The sequence below is a fragment of the Actinoplanes flavus genome (assembly GCF_017592555.1).
GTDB classification, from domain to species: Bacteria; Actinomycetota; Actinomycetes; order Mycobacteriales; family Micromonosporaceae; genus Actinoplanes; species Actinoplanes flavus.
The window spans coordinates 83,462-104,058 of the sequence record NZ_JAGFNS010000005.1; the positions used below are offsets into that span (position 1 = coordinate 83,462).

At 67.7% G+C, this 20,597-nt stretch carries 18 protein-coding genes and 1 pseudogene; 11 read left to right on the plus strand and 8 right to left on the minus strand.

The features are described 5' to 3' along the window. Window positions 1–41 precede the first annotated feature (41 nt). On the plus strand, window positions 42–758 hold the full coding sequence (locus tag J5X75_RS09290; protein ID WP_208466920.1) for an alpha/beta fold hydrolase: 717 nt from the start codon (window positions 42–44) through the stop codon (window positions 756–758). Window positions 759–781: 23 nt separating this feature from the next. Here J5X75_RS09290 and J5X75_RS09295 read toward each other — a convergent pair whose 3' ends face one another. Then, window positions 782–1,726, minus strand: coding sequence for an MBL fold metallo-hydrolase (locus tag J5X75_RS09295; protein ID WP_208466921.1), 945 nt, complete (start codon window positions 1,724–1,726; stop codon window positions 782–784). A gap of 152 nt (window positions 1,727–1,878) precedes the next feature. Here J5X75_RS09295 and J5X75_RS09300 point away from each other — a divergent pair, with 152 nt between their 5' ends. After that, complete coding sequence (locus J5X75_RS09300; RefSeq protein WP_208466922.1) at window positions 1,879–2,430, plus strand: TetR/AcrR family transcriptional regulator; 552 nt, start codon at window positions 1,879–1,881, stop codon at window positions 2,428–2,430. Window positions 2,431–2,661: 231 nt separating this feature from the next. On the opposite strand, the gene J5X75_RS44080 is transcribed toward J5X75_RS09300, so the two are convergent. Continuing rightward, entirely contained in the window at window positions 2,662–2,940 is a 279-nt protein-coding gene (locus J5X75_RS44080) for a heavy-metal-associated domain-containing protein (protein WP_208466923.1), read from the minus strand. A 51-nt stretch (window positions 2,941–2,991) separates the two neighbouring features. Beyond that, entirely contained in the window at window positions 2,992–3,276 is a 285-nt protein-coding gene (locus tag J5X75_RS09310; protein WP_203684610.1) for a metal-sensitive transcriptional regulator, read from the minus strand. A gap of 177 nt (window positions 3,277–3,453) precedes the next feature. On the opposite strand from J5X75_RS09310, the gene J5X75_RS09315 reads away from it, so the two are divergent. Together J5X75_RS09315 and J5X75_RS09320 are read left to right on the plus strand one after the other, a co-directional pair. Further along, complete coding sequence (locus J5X75_RS09315) at window positions 3,454–4,875, plus strand: MFS transporter (RefSeq protein WP_208466924.1); 1,422 nt, start codon at window positions 3,454–3,456, stop codon at window positions 4,873–4,875. Between the two features lie 85 nt (window positions 4,876–4,960). Beyond that, a complete protein-coding gene (locus J5X75_RS09320; protein WP_208466925.1) occupies window positions 4,961–5,671 on the plus strand; it encodes a hypothetical protein in 711 nt (236 codons plus the stop codon). 54 nt (window positions 5,672–5,725) lie between these two features. On the opposite strand, the gene J5X75_RS09325 is transcribed toward J5X75_RS09320, so the two are convergent. Beyond that, window positions 5,726–6,334, minus strand: coding sequence for a TetR/AcrR family transcriptional regulator (locus tag J5X75_RS09325; RefSeq protein WP_208466926.1), 609 nt, complete (start codon window positions 6,332–6,334; stop codon window positions 5,726–5,728). Window positions 6,335–6,423: 89 nt separating this feature from the next. Here J5X75_RS09325 and J5X75_RS09330 point away from each other — a divergent pair, with 89 nt between their 5' ends. The 4 genes from J5X75_RS09330 (at window position 6,424) to J5X75_RS09345 (ending at window position 10,462) form a co-directional block, all read left to right on the plus strand. Then, on the plus strand, window positions 6,424–7,809 hold the full coding sequence (locus J5X75_RS09330; RefSeq protein WP_208466927.1) for an MFS transporter: 1,386 nt from the start codon (window positions 6,424–6,426) through the stop codon (window positions 7,807–7,809). A gap of 287 nt (window positions 7,810–8,096) precedes the next feature. Then, window positions 8,097–8,483 (plus strand): hypothetical protein, encoded by a 387-nt coding sequence (locus J5X75_RS09335; protein ID WP_208466928.1) that lies wholly within the window; start codon window positions 8,097–8,099, stop codon window positions 8,481–8,483. Between the two features lie 102 nt (window positions 8,484–8,585). Beyond that, window positions 8,586–9,200, plus strand: a complete 615-nt coding sequence (locus J5X75_RS09340) for an alpha/beta fold hydrolase (protein WP_208466929.1) — start codon at window positions 8,586–8,588, stop codon at window positions 9,198–9,200. Between the two features lie 38 nt (window positions 9,201–9,238). Continuing rightward, window positions 9,239–10,462: a hypothetical protein gene (locus tag J5X75_RS09345; protein ID WP_208466930.1), complete on the plus strand. Its 1,224-nt coding sequence runs from the start codon at window positions 9,239–9,241 to the stop codon at window positions 10,460–10,462. A gap of 1,238 nt (window positions 10,463–11,700) precedes the next feature. On the opposite strand, the gene J5X75_RS09350 is transcribed toward J5X75_RS09345, so the two are convergent. Beyond that, window positions 11,701–13,434 (minus strand): hypothetical protein, encoded by a 1,734-nt coding sequence (locus J5X75_RS09350; protein WP_208466931.1) that lies wholly within the window; start codon window positions 13,432–13,434, stop codon window positions 11,701–11,703. Between the two features lie 634 nt (window positions 13,435–14,068). On the opposite strand from J5X75_RS09350, the gene J5X75_RS09355 reads away from it, so the two are divergent. Further along, a complete protein-coding gene (locus J5X75_RS09355) occupies window positions 14,069–14,629 on the plus strand; it encodes a hypothetical protein (RefSeq protein ID WP_208466932.1) in 561 nt (186 codons plus the stop codon). Here J5X75_RS09355 and J5X75_RS09360 read toward each other — a convergent pair. Together J5X75_RS09360 and J5X75_RS09365 are read right to left on the minus strand one after the other, a co-directional pair. After that, a complete protein-coding gene (locus J5X75_RS09360) occupies window positions 14,594–15,739 on the minus strand; it encodes a hypothetical protein (protein WP_208466933.1) in 1,146 nt (381 codons plus the stop codon). The two genes, J5X75_RS09355 and J5X75_RS09360, sit on opposite strands and share 36 nt — an antisense overlap. After that, a complete protein-coding gene (locus J5X75_RS09365; RefSeq protein ID WP_208466934.1) occupies window positions 15,736–16,827 on the minus strand; it encodes an ImmA/IrrE family metallo-endopeptidase in 1,092 nt (363 codons plus the stop codon). The genes J5X75_RS09360 and J5X75_RS09365 overlap by 4 nt, the downstream gene beginning before the upstream one ends. A 363-nt stretch (window positions 16,828–17,190) precedes the next feature. Between J5X75_RS09365 and J5X75_RS09370 the strand changes: the two genes are divergently transcribed. Both J5X75_RS09370 and J5X75_RS09375 read left to right on the plus strand, forming a co-directional pair. Next, a complete protein-coding gene (locus tag J5X75_RS09370) occupies window positions 17,191–18,126 on the plus strand; it encodes a hypothetical protein (protein ID WP_208466935.1) in 936 nt (311 codons plus the stop codon). A 331-nt stretch (window positions 18,127–18,457) separates the two neighbouring features. Then, a complete protein-coding gene (locus J5X75_RS09375) occupies window positions 18,458–19,558 on the plus strand; it encodes a tyrosine-type recombinase/integrase (RefSeq protein WP_208466936.1) in 1,101 nt (366 codons plus the stop codon). 512 nt (window positions 19,559–20,070) lie between these two features. On the opposite strand, the pseudogene J5X75_RS44085 reads toward J5X75_RS09375, so the two are convergent. Beyond that, window positions 20,071–20,274, minus strand: a pseudogene (locus J5X75_RS44085) (site-specific integrase); the annotation flags it as partial. Between the last annotated feature and the right edge of the window lie 323 nt (window positions 20,275–20,597).

Genomic DNA, 20,597 nt, shown 5'->3' on the forward strand with positions numbered 1-20,597 from the left:
GCGAGCGACCGCAGCCCTCTGCCGTACGCGAGGCCGCAGCCGTGACCGAGATCCTGCCGCCGTTACGCACCACCCACCGATTCGACGCCGCCGGTGGACGGTGGTGCTTCGATCTGTGGGCCGGGACCGGCCGGCCGGTCGTGCTCATCCCCGCGGTGTTGTTCGACCGGACCTGCTGGTGGCCGGCCGCCGCCGACCTGCGCCCGTACGCCACCGTCGTCGCCGTCGACCTGCCCGGCCACGGCGGCTCACCCGGCCGGGACCACTACGACCCCGGCGACCTCGTCGACGACCTGGCCACGCTCATCGCCAGCCTGCAACTGCGCCGCGCCCCCGTCGTCGTCGGGCACGGCCCGTCGGCGGCGCTGGCCGCCCTGTTCGCCGCGCGCTACGCCACCCACGCCGTGGTGGCCGTCGACCCGATTCCCACGGAGGGACTGTGCGTCGACGTCGACACCTATCTGCGGGACCTGCAGATCACCGAACTCCCCGAGCAGTACCGCGGCCTGGTGCGAACCTCCACCGACCCGCGCCTACTCTCCGGCTATGCAGCCGGGCTGCGGCACTGCCGCCCGGCAACCACCCCGTCCGGGGTCACGGCGGCCCGGCTCGCCGTCTACAGTCGGCCACCGTTCGGGCCCGAGACGCATCCGCAGGCCGCTGACAGGTGGAGGCAGGAGATCTACGACGTTCCGGGCCGATTCGCGGCCCTCGCCGCCGGCCGCCGGTTCATCACCGACCTGCGGACACTGCTGTGAGACGCCAGCGTGCGGTATGCCGGTCAGTCGTCATTCGTAGAACGCCTCGCCTCGCCGGAGACGACGGGGCCCTTGCGGGTGCGGGCGGGAACGGGCTGGATTCGGTACCCGGTGCCGTCGCGGTGCAGATGGCCGCCGGTGGGAAGGTGGCTGGCGAGCATCAGGGTGTTGGTGTCGGCGTAGCGGTCCAGGATGGCTCGCCGGGTCTGGCCGGCCTGGTCGGCGTCGGTGCACAGCGAGGTGCCGAGGTCGGGGCGGCGAAGCTGTAGCGGGTGGTGGATCAGGTCGCCGGCCAGTACGAGCCGCTCATCGTGGCTGGTGATCTCGACGAGGGTGTGGCCGGGGGTGTGTCCTGGCGCGGGCACGAGACGGACCTCGTCGTCGAGGCGATACCCGGGCGGGCAGCGGTGCAACTGGCCGGCGGCGTCGAGGGGCAGGACGCTGTCGTGGACGTGTCGCTGTGGCCGGGCGGTCGCATGGACGTACTCGGGCGCGGTGTTCAGATACTGCGCGGCGGGGAACGTCGGCCGGAGCCGGGTGCCGGTCATGGTGGTGTTCCATCCGACGTGGTCGTGATGCAGGTGGGTGTTGATGACGGTGTCGACGTCGGCCGGGTCGATGCCCGCCTGCGCCGCGGTGTGCAGCCAGCGGGAGTCCAGGCCCGGGCGAGGACGCGGGCGTCCGGGCTTGGGGCCGCCGAGTCCGGTGTCGACGATGATGATCCGGCCGGCCCCGAGGATGGCGAAGCCCTGCGAGGCCATGTGCAGGTAGGGCGTCGATGTGGCGGGGGAGCCGGTGGCGGCGAGCAAGGCGGTGAGGCTGTCGGCGTCCAGGCCGGGGTAGGTGGCCCGGGCGGGCAGTGCCGGCCCGACGGCCTCGACGAGCGCGACGACACGACGGCGGCCGACCCGGATCGCCTGCGGTTCGCCGACGGGAATGGTTAACGGTGGCGGACTCGGATGGGTCATGTGCCTGCTCCTGTTGACGGACAGTGCGTTCATTTCTGAACATCGTGTCCATCAGCGTGGCCCCCCTGATCGGCTGCGGCCAGGATCAGTCAGCGGCGACGCGTTCACAACGGGACAGTGCGGGAGCGGTTGTCCCGGAACGGGGAGTGATGATGGCCACGGTCGTTGATCGGCGGGTGCGGCGTACCCGGCCGGCCTTGCGGGCCGCGCTGCTGGACCTCATGGCCGAGCGTCGCTATGAGTCGGTGACCGTGCAGGACGTCATCGATCGCGCCGACGTGGGCCGGTCGACGTTCTACAACCACTACACCGACAAGGACGCGCTGCTGCGTGACTGCCTTGCCGGGCTGAACGCGATCATCACCGCGCTGCCCACCACGCAGGCGGAGCGTCGGCTGCTCGGGTTCGCCGTGCCCCTGCTGCGCCATGTCCACCAGCAGCGCAGCCTCGCTGCCGCACTGCTCGGTGAGAGTGGCAATACGGTGCTGCGCCAGATCGAGCGGATGCTCACCGACACGGTGCGTGACGCGTTCACGGTAGGGGAGGCTACGCCGCGGGTGCCGGTGTCGGCGCGAGCACGATTCGTCGTCGGCGCCTTCCTGGGGCTGGTCGACTGGTGGCTGTCCGAACAGCCCGAGTTGTCGCCGGAGCAGGTCGGCGTCATGTTCCACACCTTGGCCGGTAACTCGGACGACCGCCCGTGAATCGCGGGGCATGGCCGCGGGCTCTCCGGGTGCTCACCGGGCGGGCGTGACGGTGATCGGGGAACGCTCCGTAGCCATGGCCGCGTTCTGCGAGCCGAAGATCGGCTGCAAGTTCCCAGACGCTGACGGTGTCCTGCCGCCGGTGTAGTTGCCTGCCGGCCCGGCGAAAGGGGGGCACCCTTCCGCCGGGCCGCATCTCGTGCGGACGGCGGGCCCGCGGCTCCGGTCAGGTCAGCGCACGAGCTGGTAGCCGGCTGCGGCGACGGCCGCGGCCACGCTGTCGTCGTCGAGCGCCGCGGCGCTGGTCACCGTGACCGCGCCGGTGGCGACATCGACGCTGACGTCACGCACGCCGGGAACGTCGGTGAGCTGCTTACTGACCCGGCCGGCGCAGCCGCCGCAAGTCATCCCGGCGACCTGGTACACCGTTCGGGTGCCGTCCGGCGCCGACGCCGGCTCGGTGACGGGGGTCGTGGTGGCGCAGGCGCATGCGGTATCGCTGCCGCACATCGGCTTCTCCTTGCTGTCGGTGTTGACGGGGTGCTGCGCTGGGGGAGCGGGTCACGCCCGCACGAGGCGGGCGATGGCGTCGGAGGCCTCCTTCAGCTTCGCGTCGGCGTCGGGCCCGCCGTCGCGGGCCGCGTCGACGACGCAGTGCGCGAGGTGGTCGTCGAGCAGCCCGAGTGCCACGGTCTGCAGCGCCTTGGTCGCGGCGGACACCTGCGTGAGGATGTCGATGCAGTACGTCTCGTCGTCGACCATGCGTTGCAGTCCGCGGATCTGGCCCTCGATCCGGCGCAGCCGCTTCAGGTAGTCGTCCTTGTCCGTGATGTAGCCATGAGCCATGACCCGGCACCCTCCAGCCGTCGCTACCGTACCCCCCTAGGGTATCTCGGTAAAGCCGCACGTCCAATGCTGTGACGCGGAAGTCAATCGACACGCACCCTTGACCGCTTATACCCCCTGGGGGTAACAATGACGCCGAACGCAGATACCCCCTGGGGGTACTAAGGAGGTTCGGTCATGTCCCGCAGTCCGCACCGGTGGTGGGCGCTCGCGCTCATCGCCCTCGCCCAGTTCATGGTCATCATGGACACCTCGATCATCGGCGTCGCCCTGCCGAAGATGCAGAACGACCTCGGCTTCACCCCGAGCAATCTGTCCTGGGTCTTCAACGCCTACGTCGTCGCCTTCGGCGGCCTGCTGCTGCTCGGAGGGCGGCTGTCCGACCTGTACGGCGCCCGCCGCATCTTCGCCACCGGCTGGGCCGTCCTGCTCGCCGGCTCCGCCGCCGCCGGCCTCGCCGGCACCGTCGAACTCGAACTCGCCGCCCGCGCCGTCCAGGGCGCCGGCTCCGCCCTGATCGCGCCGTCAGCGCTGACACTGCTGATGATGCTGTTCGGCGACCGGCCTGCCGAGCTCACCAAGGCTCTGGCGCTGTACGGGGCGGCTGCCCCGGCCGGCGGCACCGCAGGAGTGTTCCTCGGTGGCGTGATCACCGAATACGTCAGCTGGCCGTGGGTGTTCTACCTCAACATCCCGATCGCCGTGCTGGCCCTGATCGCCACCCCGGCGCTCATGCCCGCCGGGGGCAACCGGCCCGGCAGTCTCGACCTGGCCGGCGCAGTGACGGTTACCGGCGGTCTGGCCGCCGCCGTCTACGCCATCGTCCGCGCCCCGGAGGCCGGCTGGAACAGCGCCTCCACCTGGCTCACGCTCGCCGGATCCGCGATCCTGCTCGCCGCCTTCCTGATCATCCAGGCCCGCCGCCGGCAGCCGCTGATGCGGCTGGGCATCTTCACCAGCCGCAACCTGTCCGCGGCGAACCTCGCCCAGTTGCTGCTCGGCGCGGCCTGGATTCCGATGTGGTTCTTCCTCAACCTCTACCTGCAGCAGGTCCTCGGCTTCAGCGCCTTCCCCAGCGGCGCCGCGCTGCTGCCGATGACCGTGCTCATCATGGCCGGCATGATCGTCCTCGCCCCGCGCGTCATCGCGCGGTTCGGCACCAAGACCACCCTGGTCGCGGGTCTGACGGTGCTGGCGGCCGGTCTGGGCTGGCTCGCCCTGATCCGCCCCGACGGCAGCTACCTGACCGACGTGCTGCCCGCCTCGCTGGTCGCCGCGCTCGGCATGGCGCTGGCCTTCATCCCGTCCCTGGGCACCGCTTTGTCCAGCGCCCGCCCGCAGGAGGGCGGACTCGCCTCCGGCATCGTCAACACCAGCTACCAGATCGGCTCCGCCCTCGGCCTGGCCGCCATGACGGCACTGGCCGCCGCCCACGGCGCCGATGAACTCGGCGACCCGGCGGCGCTCACCGGCGGCTACTCGGCAGCCCTGCTCGGCGCCGCCGGCGTAGCGCTCGCCGCCGCCGTCCTCGCCGCGATCACCCTCACCAACCGCACACCCGCCACCACGCCAACCGAGAACACCCCGGCCACCCGATGACCACCGGGTGCTGTCCCAGCGCTCCGCCGGAGCCGACCGGCCCCGGCAGAGCACCGGACCCGCCCACCCTCACCCGCTACGCACCATGAGAGAGGCGATCGAGATGCGCACGCTCCCGACCGACACCAGCGCCCACCCGGCCCACGTCACCGCATCCAGCAGCAGGGCGAGACGAGCCGCCCGCGCCGGACTGTGGGCCCTGCCGGCCTACGGATCACTACTCGGCTTGAGTACCTGGACCCATCAACCGCCGATCGATGACTTCGACGCCTACGCCCGCTACATCACCACCGACGTGTTCCTGATCAGCCACCTCGGCGCCAGCATCCTCGGCGCCGCCCTGGCCGTCCTCGGTGCCGTCGCCGTCACCGCGTTCCTCGTGCACGGCCGCGCCGCCCGCATGGCGATCACCGGCCTGGTGCTGACCACGATCACCAACGTGTTCCTGGCCTCGACCTTCGGCAGCGCCACCTTCGTCCAGCCGGGGATCGGCCGGGCCCACCTCGCCGGGACGCCGGGCATGCCGGCCCTCAACGCCGACACCGCCTACGGCCCGGCGTTCTTCGTCGTCGCCCTGACCGCCACGTTCTTCCTGATCGTGTCCGCGATCGTCCTCGGCACCGCGATCGCCCGCACCGACCGGCGGCTGCGCCGGCACGGCATCGCCTACGCCGTCCTGCTTCCGGCCTTCGCGATCACCGGCTTCGCCCTGCAAGCCGCACAACCGTGGACCGGCTTCGCCCTCGCCGCCGCCACCGCCGCCCTGGCCATGAAGCTGCCCCGCCTGAGCCGGTGACCCCGGCGCCCATGAGCCCGTCGCGCCGGATGGCGAGGCGGGCTTGGACGTTTCCTAACGCTGCGGCAGGCCGGTTCCTCCAGCCGGAACCGCCAGGATCGACTGCACCGTGGCGGTCACGACACCGGAAGCCCGCACCGGGTCGAGACGACCCAGACGGATCTCCTCCGCCGCACCGTGCAGGATGTACTGCACCGCGTTGACCAGCCACGTCACCGGCAGATCGGTCCGGAACGCGCCGTCGTCCTGCCCCCGGCCGATCAACTGCTGCACCCGGTCAGCGGCGCCGGTGTGCAACTCCCGCAGCCGCCCCTCGGGCAGCACCCGCTGCGCCGCCGACAGCAGCGCTGCCGACTCCGCGACCAGCGACCAGCTGGAGGCCAGCAGCCGGTTCATCGCCTGCCGCGCGTCACCGGTCAGATCCACGCCGGCGAGCGTCAGCTCACCGGCCCGCAACGCCTCGCCGAGGGCGGCCTCGACCAGCTCAGGCCGGGTGCGGAAATGCCCGTACACCGTCATCCGCCCGACCCCGGCCACCTTGGCGATGTCGTCCATGGTCGCGTCAGGATCGCGGCTGAGGCACTCCCGGGCGGCGGACACGATACGCGTGATGCTGCGCTCGGCGTCGGCGCGCCGCCGCGGGCGGGTGTCGGCGGAAACCATGCCACCCACTCTATCTCGTACGGGAATGTACGAGATAGCCTTCCGCTTGTAAGTCGTACACAGCAATACGAGTTAACGCGGAGGGTGTCATGACCACACACGAAACTCAGCAGGCCCTCACCAGCCATCCGCTGCGATGGCGCATCCTTGCCCTGCTCGGCATCGCCCAGCTGATGCTCATCCTCGACGTCACCGTCGTCGCCATCGCCCTGCCGCACATGGAGACCGACCTCGGCCTCAGCCGCGCCGCGATCACCTGGACCGTCAGCGCCTACACCCTCACCTTCGGCGGCCTCATGCTGCTCGGCGGGCGCATCGCCGACCTTATCGGCGCCAAACGCGTCGTACTCACCGGCCTTCTCATCTTCACCGCCGCGTCCCTGACGACCGGACTCGCCGGATCCGCCGAGATGCTCATCGGCGGCCGCATCGCCCAAGGCGTCGGCGCCGCCCTGCTGTCACCGGCCGCACTGTCCCTGGTCGTCACCCTGTTCACCGGCGACGAACGCAACAAAGCCCTCGGCGTCTGGTCCGCCCTCGGCGGCGGCGGCGCCGCCCTCGGCGTCCTGCTCGGCGGCCTCATCACCGCCGGCCCCGGCTGGCCCTGGGTGTTCTTCATCAACGTCCCGATCGGCTTGGCCGTGATCGCCGCGCTCACCGTCGTGCTGCCCGCCACCACCGGCCAGAACCCGCGCCCGCAACTCGACATCCTCGGCGCGGTCCTCGTCACCGCAGCGACAGCCACCCTCATCTACGCGCTCATCCGAGCCGGGGACCACGGCTGGCTCACCCTCACCACCGGCGGGCTCGTCCTGGCCGCCGCGATCGGCTACACCGCCTTCACCGCCTGGCAGAAGAAGGCCCGATCGCCCCTGATGGACGTCACGATGCTCGCCCGCCGCCCCGTCGCCGGCGGCGCGTTCCTCATCCTCATGGCCACCGCACTCATGGTCGCCGCCTTCTTCCTCGGCACCTTCTACTTCCAGCACGCCCGCGGCTACGGTGCCCTGCACACCGGACTGCTGTTCCTGCCCGTTGCCGTCATCACCATGCTCGGCGCCCACCTCACCGGCACCCTCATCGGCCGCCTCGGCGCCCGGCCCCTAGCCATCGCGGCCCTGCTCATCGCCGCCGCCGGAATGGCCGTCCCCGCCATCACCCTCCAGCCGCTCGCGGTCACCGCCGGTGTCTCCATCGCCGCCGCCGGAACCGGCGCCCTGTTCGTCGTCGCCTCCGCCACCGCCCTCGGCAACGTCGCCTGGCACGAGGCCGGTATCGCCTCCGGAATCGTGAGCACCTTCCACGAGTTCGGCGCCTCCATCGGCGCCGCCGTCGTCTCGAGCGTCGCCGCCGCGAGTTTCGCCAGCGACAGCCTCACCGGCTTCGGCAACGGCTTCCTCGTCGCCGCCATCGCCTCCGCCGTAGGCGCCGTCATCGCCGCTGTGCTGACACCCGGCCGCCCAGCCGACCACTGATCCGCGCCGTCACCGCACCCGCATCCGCGGCCGGCGCCAACACCGCAAGCCCCGTGCGACACCGGGGCTCGCGGACCCCCAGCAGCCAGAACGCTACCGGACCGGGCAAGGGCTACCCCCGATGAGCTCGACCACGTCCATCGCAACTGGGATCGTCAGGTGACCGTCGGCCTGGGCCTATCAGAGCCTCACCCCGGGCTCCAACTCAGAGCCGGGCGACATGTCCGGCTCCGGTTGTCACACGTTCGGCGGGACCGTCACGCCGCCGACCCTGATTTACTGGAGACGTGACCGCGGGCCCGTACGGGATCGCCCGTCCCGGCCGTATCCGGCCGGGCGGGTTCGTCGCCGTGGTCATGATCGTCCTGCTGCTCGCCGCGACCGTGCTGTTCTCCGCGGCCGCCGCTCACCACGCGGGCGATCCGCACACGCACGGCGACACGGTGGCGGGGGCGCCGGTGCTCGCCCACCATCACGAGGTCGTCCACGACCATCAGCACGGCAACGGCTGGGCGCCGCAACCGGCCCAGCGCATCCGGGTGCTGGCCGACACCGTCGCGGTAGCGGTGACCGCGATCATCGCGGCCCCGCCCGACACCGCCGTCGTCGTAGCCGGCACTGATGCCAGCACCGCCGGCACGCCGTTCAGTCTCCTGGGTGTCCTGCGCATATAGGACGTCGCTTTCTTCGCGTTCTCCCGAGCACGTCATCGCGCCCGCGGCTGCCTGCCGCCGGTGGCGCACTCGTGTACCCGCAGACCAGAGAGACGATCCAGCGTGCAACCACGCCGCATCACCCATGCCCATGGAACCCCGAAGAACCTGCTCGTCTACGACCGGTGGGGCCGTTTCGGCCGGCCCGTCGTGCTGCTGCACGGCCTCGGCCACGACCGCACTATGTGGTGGCCGGTCGCCGCCGACCTCGGCGACGACTGTGCCGCTGTCACGATCGACCTGCCCGGCCACGGCCAGTCCGCCGAACGCACCGACCACGACCTCGGCCGTCTGGCCCACGACCTGGCCATGCTGATCTCCGGCCTCAACCTCAACCGGGCACCGATCCTGGTCGGCCACGCCGAGGCGACGCTGCTCGCCGACGCGTTCGCCGGCCGGTACACAACCCACGCGGTGATCACCGTCGACCAGGCGGACACCGAACCTGACCTCGAAGCGCTGCCCGAGCTGTACCGCCAGTTCGCCGCCCGACAACCGGATCTCGACCTCCAGCCGATGCGGCACAGCTGGGCCGCCCATCTGCCGGCGCGGCGGCTCGCCGTCAATGCCTCACGCGTTCATGTCGGCGCCGCCTCCGCAGCGAACCCGGTGGGCGCCTGCCTGCCGCACCTGCGGGATCCGGCGGGCTTCGCGGACCTGCTGCGAGGCCTCACCTGAGCACCGGCCGTGTCGACAGGAGAGGAACGCCGACCGGGATGGACAACGCCCCGCCCCGCAGACCTGTAGTCATCCGCTACCGCTGGCAGCTGGCCGCGCTTGTAGCGGTGGCCGTCACGAGCACGACGACCCTGTTCGTGCTCACCGGCAGCAAACGCCCTGTCACCACGGCGGCGACCCCTGCCTGCTCGACAGTGCCGAGCCCGGCTGTGTCCGCGCAGGTGCCGGTGCTGCCGGTGTCGCACTGGGAGAAACGCTTCCTGGAGACGTGGGCGTTCGAGCGCACCGAGGCGCTGCCGGCCAGCCGGACCGGCGACAGTTGGAGACATTACGACCTGTCCTACTCCGTCGATGCCAACACCGCCATGTTCCGCGCCACCGGCAACCGCCGATACCTGGACCGGGCGCTGGAGTACATCACCGGCGTGACGGCCACCGCCAAACCGTCGAAGGACCTACCGACCTGCCAGTACCGCGACAACTGCCTAGGCTGGGTGTCGATGCGCGAGGATCTGCAACCGACCGGGGTCGAGGTGCCGCTCTACGAGAGCTACTTTTGGCGGCACGCCACCACGACCCTGCGGGTCATGCGGCAGACCCCGCGGGTGTACGACGATCCCGGCTACCGCAAGCAGTACGACACACTGCTCGCTTTCACGGAGAAGAACGTCTTCGACAAGTGGCACACCAGAGGCGCCAACGACAACATCTACCGCAGCCGTACGCACAGGGCGTCGCACTGGGCGGCCATCACCGTCAACCTGGCCGCGGTCACCGAGGACCCGGCACGCTACGACCCCGCGGTGCAGCAGCGCCTGGAACGACATCAGGTTGTCAACGGCCAGTTCGCCTCCGACCGCTACGACCTCACCGGCTCCGCCATCTGCCTGACGCCCTCGCTGTCATTATGTACACCCCGCGCTCCTGAGTCCGGTGGTGTACCCGGCCGAGAGCGCCACAACCTACCGGCTGCTGATCTCGGCGGAGCGGCCTGGTCAGGTGGCGGGCCATCACGAAGTGAGTTGTCAGCATCTCGGGACCAGGTGGTCCGAGGCTCAGCGCAGCTCGCGGGGCCTGACCGTTTCCTCAGTCTTGTAGAGGAAATAGTACGGCTGCTTCTCGATGTCACGTATCGCCTTGCGCCGTTCCTGGACCGCCTTCACCGCTGGTGCCGCCGCGGCAGCGCCGATCACGGCGGCGGCACCCATCCAGGTATCAACTCCGGCGGCGAAGCTGAGGCTGCCAAGTCCAGCGGCTGGTAACGCGGACTTGAGCGGGTCCACGACGCCGGCGGTGAACTTTGCGGTGAGCGCACGTAAGGACGCATCCTGCTGGATGCGTTCCTCGATTTCGTCGAGTGCGGGTTGCACCTCTTGAATCCAGCGGGCATTCAATACGGCGCTGAACTCGGCGTCTTCGGGAGGGACGTCGAGCCCCGAGGACAGACCGGACACTGCCTTTCGGAATCTGCCTAGCGGTGCACGCAGCTCCTGCCGGATGTCCAGAACCTCGGACATGTCCGCGAACGGGATGCTGGGGAGCCGGTCGATGAAGCCGGTTCCGGCCGCGGCGTTCTTGCTGCGGGCCAAGGTGGCTTCTGTCCTCGTGAAATAGCCTGCATCGATACCCAGGCGTGCGAGGTCTCCGGTGCTGGCGTCGAACAACGGGTAGTTCTGCCCGCCGGCCAGCGACCGGCGGACAATGTCGACGTATCTGCCGATTAGGACGTCCGTGGGAAGGTCGTCGAATTCCTCCTCGGCGTGGACCAAAGGTTCGAGTGTCAGAACGCCCTCCTGGATCGCGAGGATCAGTTCATCGCCACCGAGTTCTGAAATGCTTCGGCGAGCTGTCCCACGGAGGCCATCAAGGTCTTGGTCGAACCGCCGCAGAAGCGATGCCTTCTCGCGTCGCTGGGCAGGGTTCAGTTCATGGCGGCTGGGGAAGGCGTCCAGGACCTCACCGAGTTGGCGTGTGGATTCTGCGGCCTCCCGCATCGCGTCACCGCTGTCGCGAAGGGCGCGATTCATCACTTCTTGAAATGTCTGCGGCGTCACCGAAACGATGCCCAGCGCCGCCACCAGTGCAAACAGGCGCGGGCTCGCCAGAGTCACATGGTCCGCGTACAGCAAAGCCGATCGGCAGATGGCCAGTTCCTGATCGAGCTGGGCACCGCCGTGCCCGACGCCGAGTACGGCGACGATCTCCAGCTGGGGCGTCTTTGCTGCCGACGAGATCGGCCTACGATTGGCGCGCTTACCCACCCGCGTTGCCCTCCACCCCGGCGGCCCGGTAAACCCACCGCCTTAGGTCCGACATCCCGCGGCGATCGTAGCGACACTAAGAGCAGTCTGAGCACGTCCCGCGCATTGCTGGATAATCCGATCGAGTGACATCGACCGTCGCGGGCCCGGGAACTGAGATCCAAGGCGCACGGTGTCGCCTGCGCCGCTGACCTTCGGCCTAGGCGCGGTCCCGGCACCGGTGTGGACAGGTGAACGCTCTATGGATCTTGAAGTGAATAGCCTGGCCCGGAAAGCATGGCGACCTTCTCGCGTACGGCGAGGACCAGCGCGAGTACAGGGGTGAGTACCTCATCAGCGGCCAATTCGGCCTCGACCTTACCGAGCAGCGTCGGCCAGAGCAGCCGCGCAAGTTCAGTCTTGTCCTGGGCCACTCGCGACTGGCCCATAGGAACCTTGATGTCGTCGTGCCGCGAACGGGCAGCGGCGAGGCCGGCACGAAGCTGCGTCTGCCAGGCAGGGTCGTCCACGCCCAGCCGGTTCTGCTGGCGGGCAAGTTCGGTGATGGCCGGCACCAGCTCGTCATCGGTGAAATTGGCGAGTTCGTACTTGTCCTCGCCCCACACCCGTATCTCCACGAGATAGTCGAGATCCGCCTGCCCGATCCGGCCACCCTGCAGCCTGACTTCCTCCCGGATGGCGTTTTGCAGGTTGCGGCGTTCGGTGTCGCACTTCTCCTTGCTCGCGAACTTGTTCTCGGGATCCATCGCCAGGATCAGGGCTGTGGGAGTGCGGTCGATCAGTTGAGTGCCGTGGATCGTCTTGCCCAGCCGTGGCGCGATGCCGTAGCGGGCGATCAGATGCGCGTTGACCCGTGAGCCCTTGCCGAGTTGAACCCGTACCTGCTCGGGCCGCGACAGACCGAACTCGCTCAACAGCCGCGGCACGTGATCCAGTTCGGTCTCGCCCTCAACGATGAGCAGAACTCGGGGGTGCGGTGAGAGGCCGTAGGTGCCGAGAGCGCGTTCCAGAGAGTCGGCCTCTTCGGTGTGCGGGCCGATACGGTCGTGGAGCGGCTGCCACCATTCGGTGCCTTCAAGGCTCGGCAGCGGTTCCAGCTGACCGTCTGCGGCCAGGCTCTCGTGGGCGCGGAGTAGGACCTCGGCGCCGATGCGCAACCAGATGCAGTCGAGAGCGTCGCCCTTGAGTTTCGACCAGGCCCGGTAGCTGGCGTGCCGGACCAGCGGTAGCCAGTCGGCGAGTGGGTCTCGGTCTTTGGCGAGATGTAGCAGGGCTTCGGCTTCTCTGCGTAGATCGGCCGGGTCAAACCCTGCGAGTTGTAGCAGCTCCAGAGTGTTCGACTGGTGCCGGACCTGCCACAGCGTGTCTTCTTGAGAGCCCGGAGGCAGTCGGATCTGACCCAGGACGCCGGACAGAAACCGAGGGGACAACACCGCCAGGGCGTAGACGCGTCGGCGGGTCCGTTCGACGCGTTCCCGATCGGGGCCGTCTCGCCAGCCGGCCTTGATGATCTTGTACTGGTTGATGACCGAATGCAGATCGAGTAGCTGCCACGGCGAGTATGTGTACCCGTTCCACCAATGGCTGCCACTCCGGTGTGGGACGTCCGCCGGTCGGTGGTACGGCGGGACGTCAACGGTGTCATCCTTCTGCGGATCGCGCAGCTTGCCGTCCCGGGCCGCCTTGACAGTCCAGCCCCAGGGATTGTGGGCAGGCACCGGTGTTACCTCAATGCGCAGGTCCTCCCGCATGTCGTCGCATGCCCAGAACAGCGGAAGGAGCAACCCGAGCTCGTGATAGCGGCGAAGGCCGTCCACTGATACGTCGTGACCGCGTTGTTTCGCCTGCTTCACGAAGTCGTCGGTGCCGAGGAGTCCGTCTTGGGAGAAGACGAACGGAACCCGCAGCAACGCCAAAGGATCAGCGAGGGCCGGAGGTGCCTCGTCGGTGCTGGGCGGCGGAACATCGCTCATCAGGCTGCGAGGTTAGCAACACCTCAACCGGAAAGCGGCCCCATGGCCATCAAGTGCGCGACCAGACACCGGCTCAGGGCGCCGCCCCGGACGACCTGACCGCGAGCCCGTTGAGCGGCCCAGAAGCATTGCCGCCTGTTGGAGATTGCCGACTGGCTCAGCGACCGCCAGCTGTTCTGCGCCGTTCCGCCCTCCAACGGGGATGTAACGACCTGCCGCCGGCCCTTGAGCCAGTGCCACCCCGCCGGGTAGGGATGATCCGGGAGGTGGGGAGGTGACGGCCCTGCTGAACCGATGTCACCGTGAAGCCCAGGGCGCAGCCGTGCTTCGCCGTAGGCAGGCGGTCGGCCTCCAGAGTGTCACCGACGTCGCTGGGTGCCTGGATGGTTCGTCGACGGTCGCTGAACAGACGGAATCTGGAGTGGCGTTACCAACTCTCTACCCGCCTCGAACGTCCGTTCGATAGCCTGTTGAGCAGGGTTTTATGCCTGAGCTGACGCCTGACGTTACCGACTGTAGTGAGGTGAGTGCTGATTCGATTGTGCGCAAGGAGGCATTATGTACAACCATCGGATCATGCTCTCAGGGAGGACGCTAGATGGCTGGCCGTCACCACAGCGCGCCGGCAGTCTCCGTGAGCACTGATCCGCAGCTCACCATGGCAGCCGACGTTCTAGGCTGGCAGGGGCACCTGGTATCCGATGTCACGTTGCTGGGAACCGTCACCTCCATGGTGGTTTCGTTCGACCATCAAGCGCACGCGCGCCGACTAGAAACCGGTGCCGCCCAACCGGTCCTCGACGCCGACACGCTGGCTATGTGGGAGTGGCCGCAAGCCCAAGGAGACTTCCCGCCGAGCGTGACCTCAGTAGTCGGTGTGCTAGCCAATCATGGACAAGCCGTCACAGCCCGCGTCAGCACCGCCCGTAAATGGCGCGGCTTCAGCGCCAGCGCGATCCTGCTGCCGGCCCGCAAGGCGTTCTCCCGCCAGCAGCAGCTCGAATGTGCCTACTCCGGCATCGCCGTGCTGGCCCCCGCCCGCGGACACGTGGAGCTTCTACATCACGGCAATCCTGACCGACTACCGTCCTCGCGACGTTCGGTGGCGGACAGATGGGTCGAGGAGCATCTGTACGGGATGCTCCTGGCCCGCATGGAGTCAGCGGACGCGCTCCTTCCGGGCCACGGTCGATAGCGCCTCCTGCCACCGCCGAAGAAATTTCGGAGGCTCAAACCTGTCCGTTGTCGCTTCGACCTCCATGTGCCTGACCTGAGCCTGCTGGCAGTGAGCCTGCCAGCTCGCCAACCGCTGAGCGCGGGTGGACCCGGGTGTCAGAAGCTTCTCGCGAACCTTCAACAGGGCATTCACCGAGTGAACGAAGGCCAGTTCCTCTTGCCGTTCGTCAGCGTGCAGCGACAACAGGCTGATGGGAACGCGTAGGCACGCATCGCAGTCGCATTGCCAAAGAACATCGTCAGGATCGGCCTTCGCCGCAAAAAGGATCTTCTCCAAGTTGATGTAGGCCAGGCACTCCTTGATGACCGCCGCGATCATCGGCGACTCGTCGTGCCCACCACCACCGCCGCCTTCCTTGACGGGGTAGAGATGCCGCAATGCCGTGGTCGTGCCGACCGCGGCAGCGAGGGCTCCCGAACACAGCGAGCCCACTGCCGAGATGTCACACCGCAGCAGCAGCACCGGCGGCCCGGCCGAGATGATCTGCATCAGCGCCGCGGCCACCCCGACAAGACTGAACGGATCCTTCTCGTACTCCAGCACCAGCGCGACGGGGACCTCGACGTCGGCGAGCTTCGCGACCAGCATCTTCCTGGAGGCGGGATTGCGAAGCCACGACAAGTGCAACGGCAACAAGGCGATCGCATCACCAAGACCCGCGGCACGCTCCAGGATGCTGTCGATGCCGGCGCCGTCTCCTTCCGCCACGTATCCGGAATCGGTCAGCACAGGAAGCCCCAGCTCACGTTGACGCCCGATCCAGGTCGCGTCGAACTCGGCCGATGCCGGAATCCGGTTCTTTCCCGCATACCGCGAGGCATCCAGCAGCAGCGGACGCCCGAAGCCGAGCTTCTCCCGCAAGTGCCGCGCCGCACCGAACGCGTCGACCTGACCGGCATACCCGCGATGTCCCGCGGCCGTGATGACCAACCCGCAGTTGTCAGTGTCAGCAGTGTGCGCGGCGGGAAGCGCCTGCTGGCTCTCGCACTGGATCAACAACGCCTCATGCAAAGGCGCTACGAAGTCCGGAACCTGGCGTGCCTCGGCGGGGGAGTCGGAAGAAGTCACGCCACGGCACCTGCCGTGCTGGAGTCGCCCGCTCGGCGATGCCTCATGTAGTGGTGTTCGAACGGCTCCGGCAGCATCAGCGCCACACCGGCAACAGTCGGTACGGAACGCTGCAGTTTGTCGAGATGGGCGTCAACGGCGGTATCGATCAACTGTGGGTTCTCCTCGGGGAGGACGCCGGGCTCCACCAGGCGCCAGCCAAGCGTGTTCAGTCTCATCCGAAACGCCCGATGAGTTCCCTCATCGATGGTGCCAGAGCGTTTAGCGATCTCGATCAGGGCCGCTATCGACACACCCCAATGTAGTTTGAGGTTAATCAGCGGCCGAAAGTCACGTTCCGTCAATCCTGTCAGGAAGGGACGTATCGCGCTCTCGGGCGCGAGCAGTTCACGTGCGAAGTGATTCGCCTCGTCCTCGACGAGGTCCTCACCGGTTGACACCTGCCAGCCATGGAGGACCAGATGGCCGGCCTCATGCGCAACGCTGAAACGCTGCCGATCGACAGGCAACGCCGTGTTGATGACGATGATCGGTCGTCGACCCGGCACGCGCAAGCTCACACCATCCTGAGCATCCGTCCCGAGATCACGCCGGACAACGACGATACCGAAAGCCTCGACCAGCCGGATCACGTCCGGCACCGGCGCGTTGCGCCTGAGGCCGGCCTCTCCGCGGACACGCTGCGCCGCCTCCGCGGGATCGAATCTCTCCACCGGCAGATCCGGAAGCTCAACTTCCGGTGCGGAGGTCGCATCCTCCAGCAGGCGAGTAGCCGACAAGCTGACCAGCTGAGTTAATCCCTCTACGCGCCGTGCGCTTCCCGCGGTAAGTCGGCTGCGCCGGCGCCGATGATGCACGCACGAGACCCCCGTGCCGAAGTGCGGATCACGGACCGCAAGCAGGTCGACCGGCACCTCCAGCGCGGAGGCGACCGCAGTCAGTGCTTCGCCCTCGATCTCGGCCTGCCCACTCTCGACCTTGGACAGGTATCCCTGAGACAGCCCCGATGCCTCGGCGAGTCTGGCCTGAGTCCACGCTGTGCCTTTGGCCTGCCGTACCACCGCCAGTGTCGGTCCGCTCCCGCGCATATTCACCTCCTTGACGATCCCCTGTGGTCTGACTGAGAGTAACACGGCTTCCTTGAAATATTCCTAGATCATTCTCGCAGTATTCGTGGATCGACGCCTTCGCATCCGTGCGGCATCTCCAGCTCGTCAAACCGTCCGGGCCAGCCCAGCCCGAAACCCGCCGACGGCATGACCATCGAGCTTCCCGCCGGTGCGCCGTGCAGCGACTCCGCTGGAAGTTCCGTGAACAGACAACGCGAACGCCCGAGCCCACCGCACCTTGCAAAACGCTTCGGGCACTACCTGCACGACCGGAGGCCCATCAGAGGCTCGCGGACTCCCGGGATAAGCCGTTGGCCGTCAGGTGCGGCTTATGCTGCCGTCATGGACGAAGCACGGCGCCGGTTCATGATCACCGCTGAAGTGCTGGTCGAGGTCACCGATGCGGCTACCTTGCGCGGAGCAGCGCTCGATCGCGTTGCCGAGGCCGGGTTTGTCGCTGATGGCGACCGTAGCGCCGATCAGGTCCGTGCCGCTGAACGCGATAACGTGAATGCCGACGTTGCGGCGGCCCTGGACTGGATTGTCGACGCTGATGCGATCGTCGAGGACGCAGCGGGGGCCGAGGTGGTCGCCTCGACCGTATCGGTCGATGACCAAGGCGCAGTCGATGCCGGTGCTGAAGGAATGCCGGACTTCGCGGCCCTGTTTCCTGTCTGTCACTGCGGGGCGGACGACTGCGACGACTGCTCCGGTTATCAGATGACACCCCGGTCGGCGGCGATCCTGTGGGCCGTCGCCCACCTGCACGCCGATTTCGCTTACGACGACGTCCAGCAGTTCGGCGATACTCCGGTGTCAGAGAAGGACGGCGGGTGGGCGGCGTTCGCCGACTACCCGCGGATCACCTGGGGTCAGGATGCGGTGTGGCGGCGCCAGGCGGCCCGCGCCTTCGACGACCTGGCCGCGGACCTCGCCGCCGGCCAGCTGCCGCTGGCTACCTGCCCGGGCGAGGAGATGGCCATGCACCTGATGCTGCGGTCCGCGCAGGGAGCCGCGGCGGACGGCTGGGGCGTACCGCCCGAGAAGTTGAGCTTGTTGCCCGGTCATGAGGACGACTTCGATTGGGATCTTGCCGTGGATGTGCTGCTGCAGGACGAGGACATTCTGCATCTGTTCGACGAGCAGTTGGACGGTATCGAGGACCCGGAGTCGGAGGAGAATCAGCGCTTCCGGATCGGTGACTACCGGCCCGAGGCCTGGTTCAGGCCCTTCCAGAACGCCACGCCACGCGATGGGCGACGGCCCTTCCGCCGATAATCGGACCAACCCGCCTCGTACACGTCGCAGTATGCGGCCAGCCGATGGCGCTCACCGCAAAGCCCGGAGCGCGAGGCTTCCCGGTCGTCGGATTCTGTCGCGGTGCTGCTCTGCATGGCGATCGAGGGCAAACGTTATCCGCCATCGAGCAAGCAACATGATGCTGTGTTCTCGGGATCAGGTAGCCAAGACCCCGGCATCAAGCTGTCCTCACGTCGTCCGATCGAGTGACACGTAGCGCTCGATCCATCACGACCTATTGATCGCCTCGTTGGTCAAAGTGAAGACTCCTCTTATCTGGGAGTCGTTCTCGAAAGCCGAGGTGCGGATCATGTCCGATACCAGCGCGATCGTTCAAGACAAGGTGACAGGGACATTCGGGTTCCGTCTGGAACTCGGTCACGACAGCAACGGTGCCCGGATGCAGGCGCGGCGGACCGGGTTCGTCACAGAGAAGGCCGCGAAGACGGTGTACGACCGGTTGTGCCGGCAGCGTGATGCCCGGCAGGCCAGGCCGCGGCAGAACGACACCACGCAGATGGTGTGTGAGGGGTGGTTGCTGTCGCGGGAGCAGGAACTGGAGCCGAACACCAGCTACAACTATCGGTGGTTGCTGGGTTTGATCTACCCGTACATCGGCAAGGTGCGGGCGTGCCGGCTCAGCGCGCGGATGGTGGAGCGCGCCTACCGAGATCTGGAAGCCGACGGCTACTCCCGGACGACGTTGCGGACGTTGGACCTGGTGCTGGCGAAGGTGTTCACCGAACAACTCGGCCGGACGCTGGGGGCCCGCAAGCCCCGGGAGAGTGATGACGAGCGGCCCGTCTGGACGCTGGCCGAGGCGCGCCGGTTCGGTGACTACGTTCGCGGGAATCAACTGTTCCCGTTGTGGCGGCTGCTGCTGGTGACCGGGCTGCGGCGCGGGGAGTTGTGCGGGCTGCGGTGCGGTGATCTGGAACCGGTGCAGGGCACGCTGACGGTGCGCCGGCAGATCGTGGTGGAAGATCCGGGCAGCCGCATCCGGGTGAAGCCGCCCAAGTCGCACAACGGCAAACGCACCCTGGTCCTCGACCCGCTCACGCTGGGCCTCCTGACCGGGGTGGCGGCGAATCGTGGGACGGCTTCGCAATATCTGTTCACCGGCCGTACCGGTCGGCCGTTGCGGCCGGACAATCTCACCGACCGGTTCAACAAGCTCGCGGTGGCTGCCGGGGTACGCCCGATCGGGCCGCATCAGATCCGGCATCTGACGGCGTCGGCATTGTTCGACGCCGGGTACGGCGTTCATGAGGTCGCCGAACGCCTCGGCCATGATCCGGCCACTTTGATGCGCTACTACACCCGGGTCAGTGCCGCCCGCCGGTTGCAGGCCAGCGGCCGTATCGCTGAACTGGTCATGTCCGCGCCCTCGCCGGCGGTCGCCGACACGTGAACACGAAAAGGGGAGTAGCACGCTATTCTGGAAACCGGCGAGCGCTATCGGGAAGAGCCGGGCAAATGCTGGTGGGGGAGAAGCGGTCTTCTCATGACCTGTCAAGTGGCCATCGATTCCGCCGTTTCTGACGCCTCGATGCCGTTCCGGATTCGCGGTTCCGGACAGAAGTCGAATCCTCCCACGTCCGCGGTAGGGTGCCGTCGTTTTCGCGCGAATCGGCAATTGTTCCGGACCGGCTGGCAGGTGCCGCACTTGATTCGGCGTGGTCACATGCCTGGTCACAGCCTTGATCAACATCTCCGGGATTGGTTGAAATCGGACGGCATGGCGGTGTCGTTCTGTCCGGATCTGCGTATGAAATAGCACAGGTTGATGTTACTTAACACAATCGTTATATAGCTGGGGGTCAAGGGGTCGCAGGTTCAAATCCTGTTAGCCCGACGCAGGCCAGAGGGCATATCCGATCGATGGATATGCCCTCTCTGCTTTCTGGGTGACTAACTGAGTGACTAAGCCTCAGGGGTGTCACCAGGACCGATGATCCGGTCCATGGTTACCGCCCCGTTCAGTAGGACGGTCCGCAGTTGATGGCGGTGAACGGCTTCGGTGATCGAGGTGCCGGAATGCCCACAGAGGTCGGCGATTTCCTCGATGCTCATCCCGTTGTCCGACAACAGCGAGACGAGGCTGTGCCGCAATTCGCGTGCCGTCCAGTAGGCCCAACCTGCCTCCGGCGGGCAGGACCTGCCGGCCCTGTATCCGGGGAAGGCCTCCGGCGGCCAGAGTTACCCGCCCTGGACCCGGGCGGCTCTGGGATGCCCAACCCCAGCGACGACCCCTCGCACACCGGGAGGCGGGCAGACGCGGCACAGCAGGGCGTTGCCTGCGCGACGGGATGCCACTCCAGTCAGGAGACCCCAGCTTTGCTTCATTCGTGGCCCGGTCGATCGCGAAGATCATCGGGCGCAACCAGGGTGCAGCCCAGCCCAGAACCCTGTAAGACGAAGAAGATCGATGGCAACTCCCGGCGCACGCC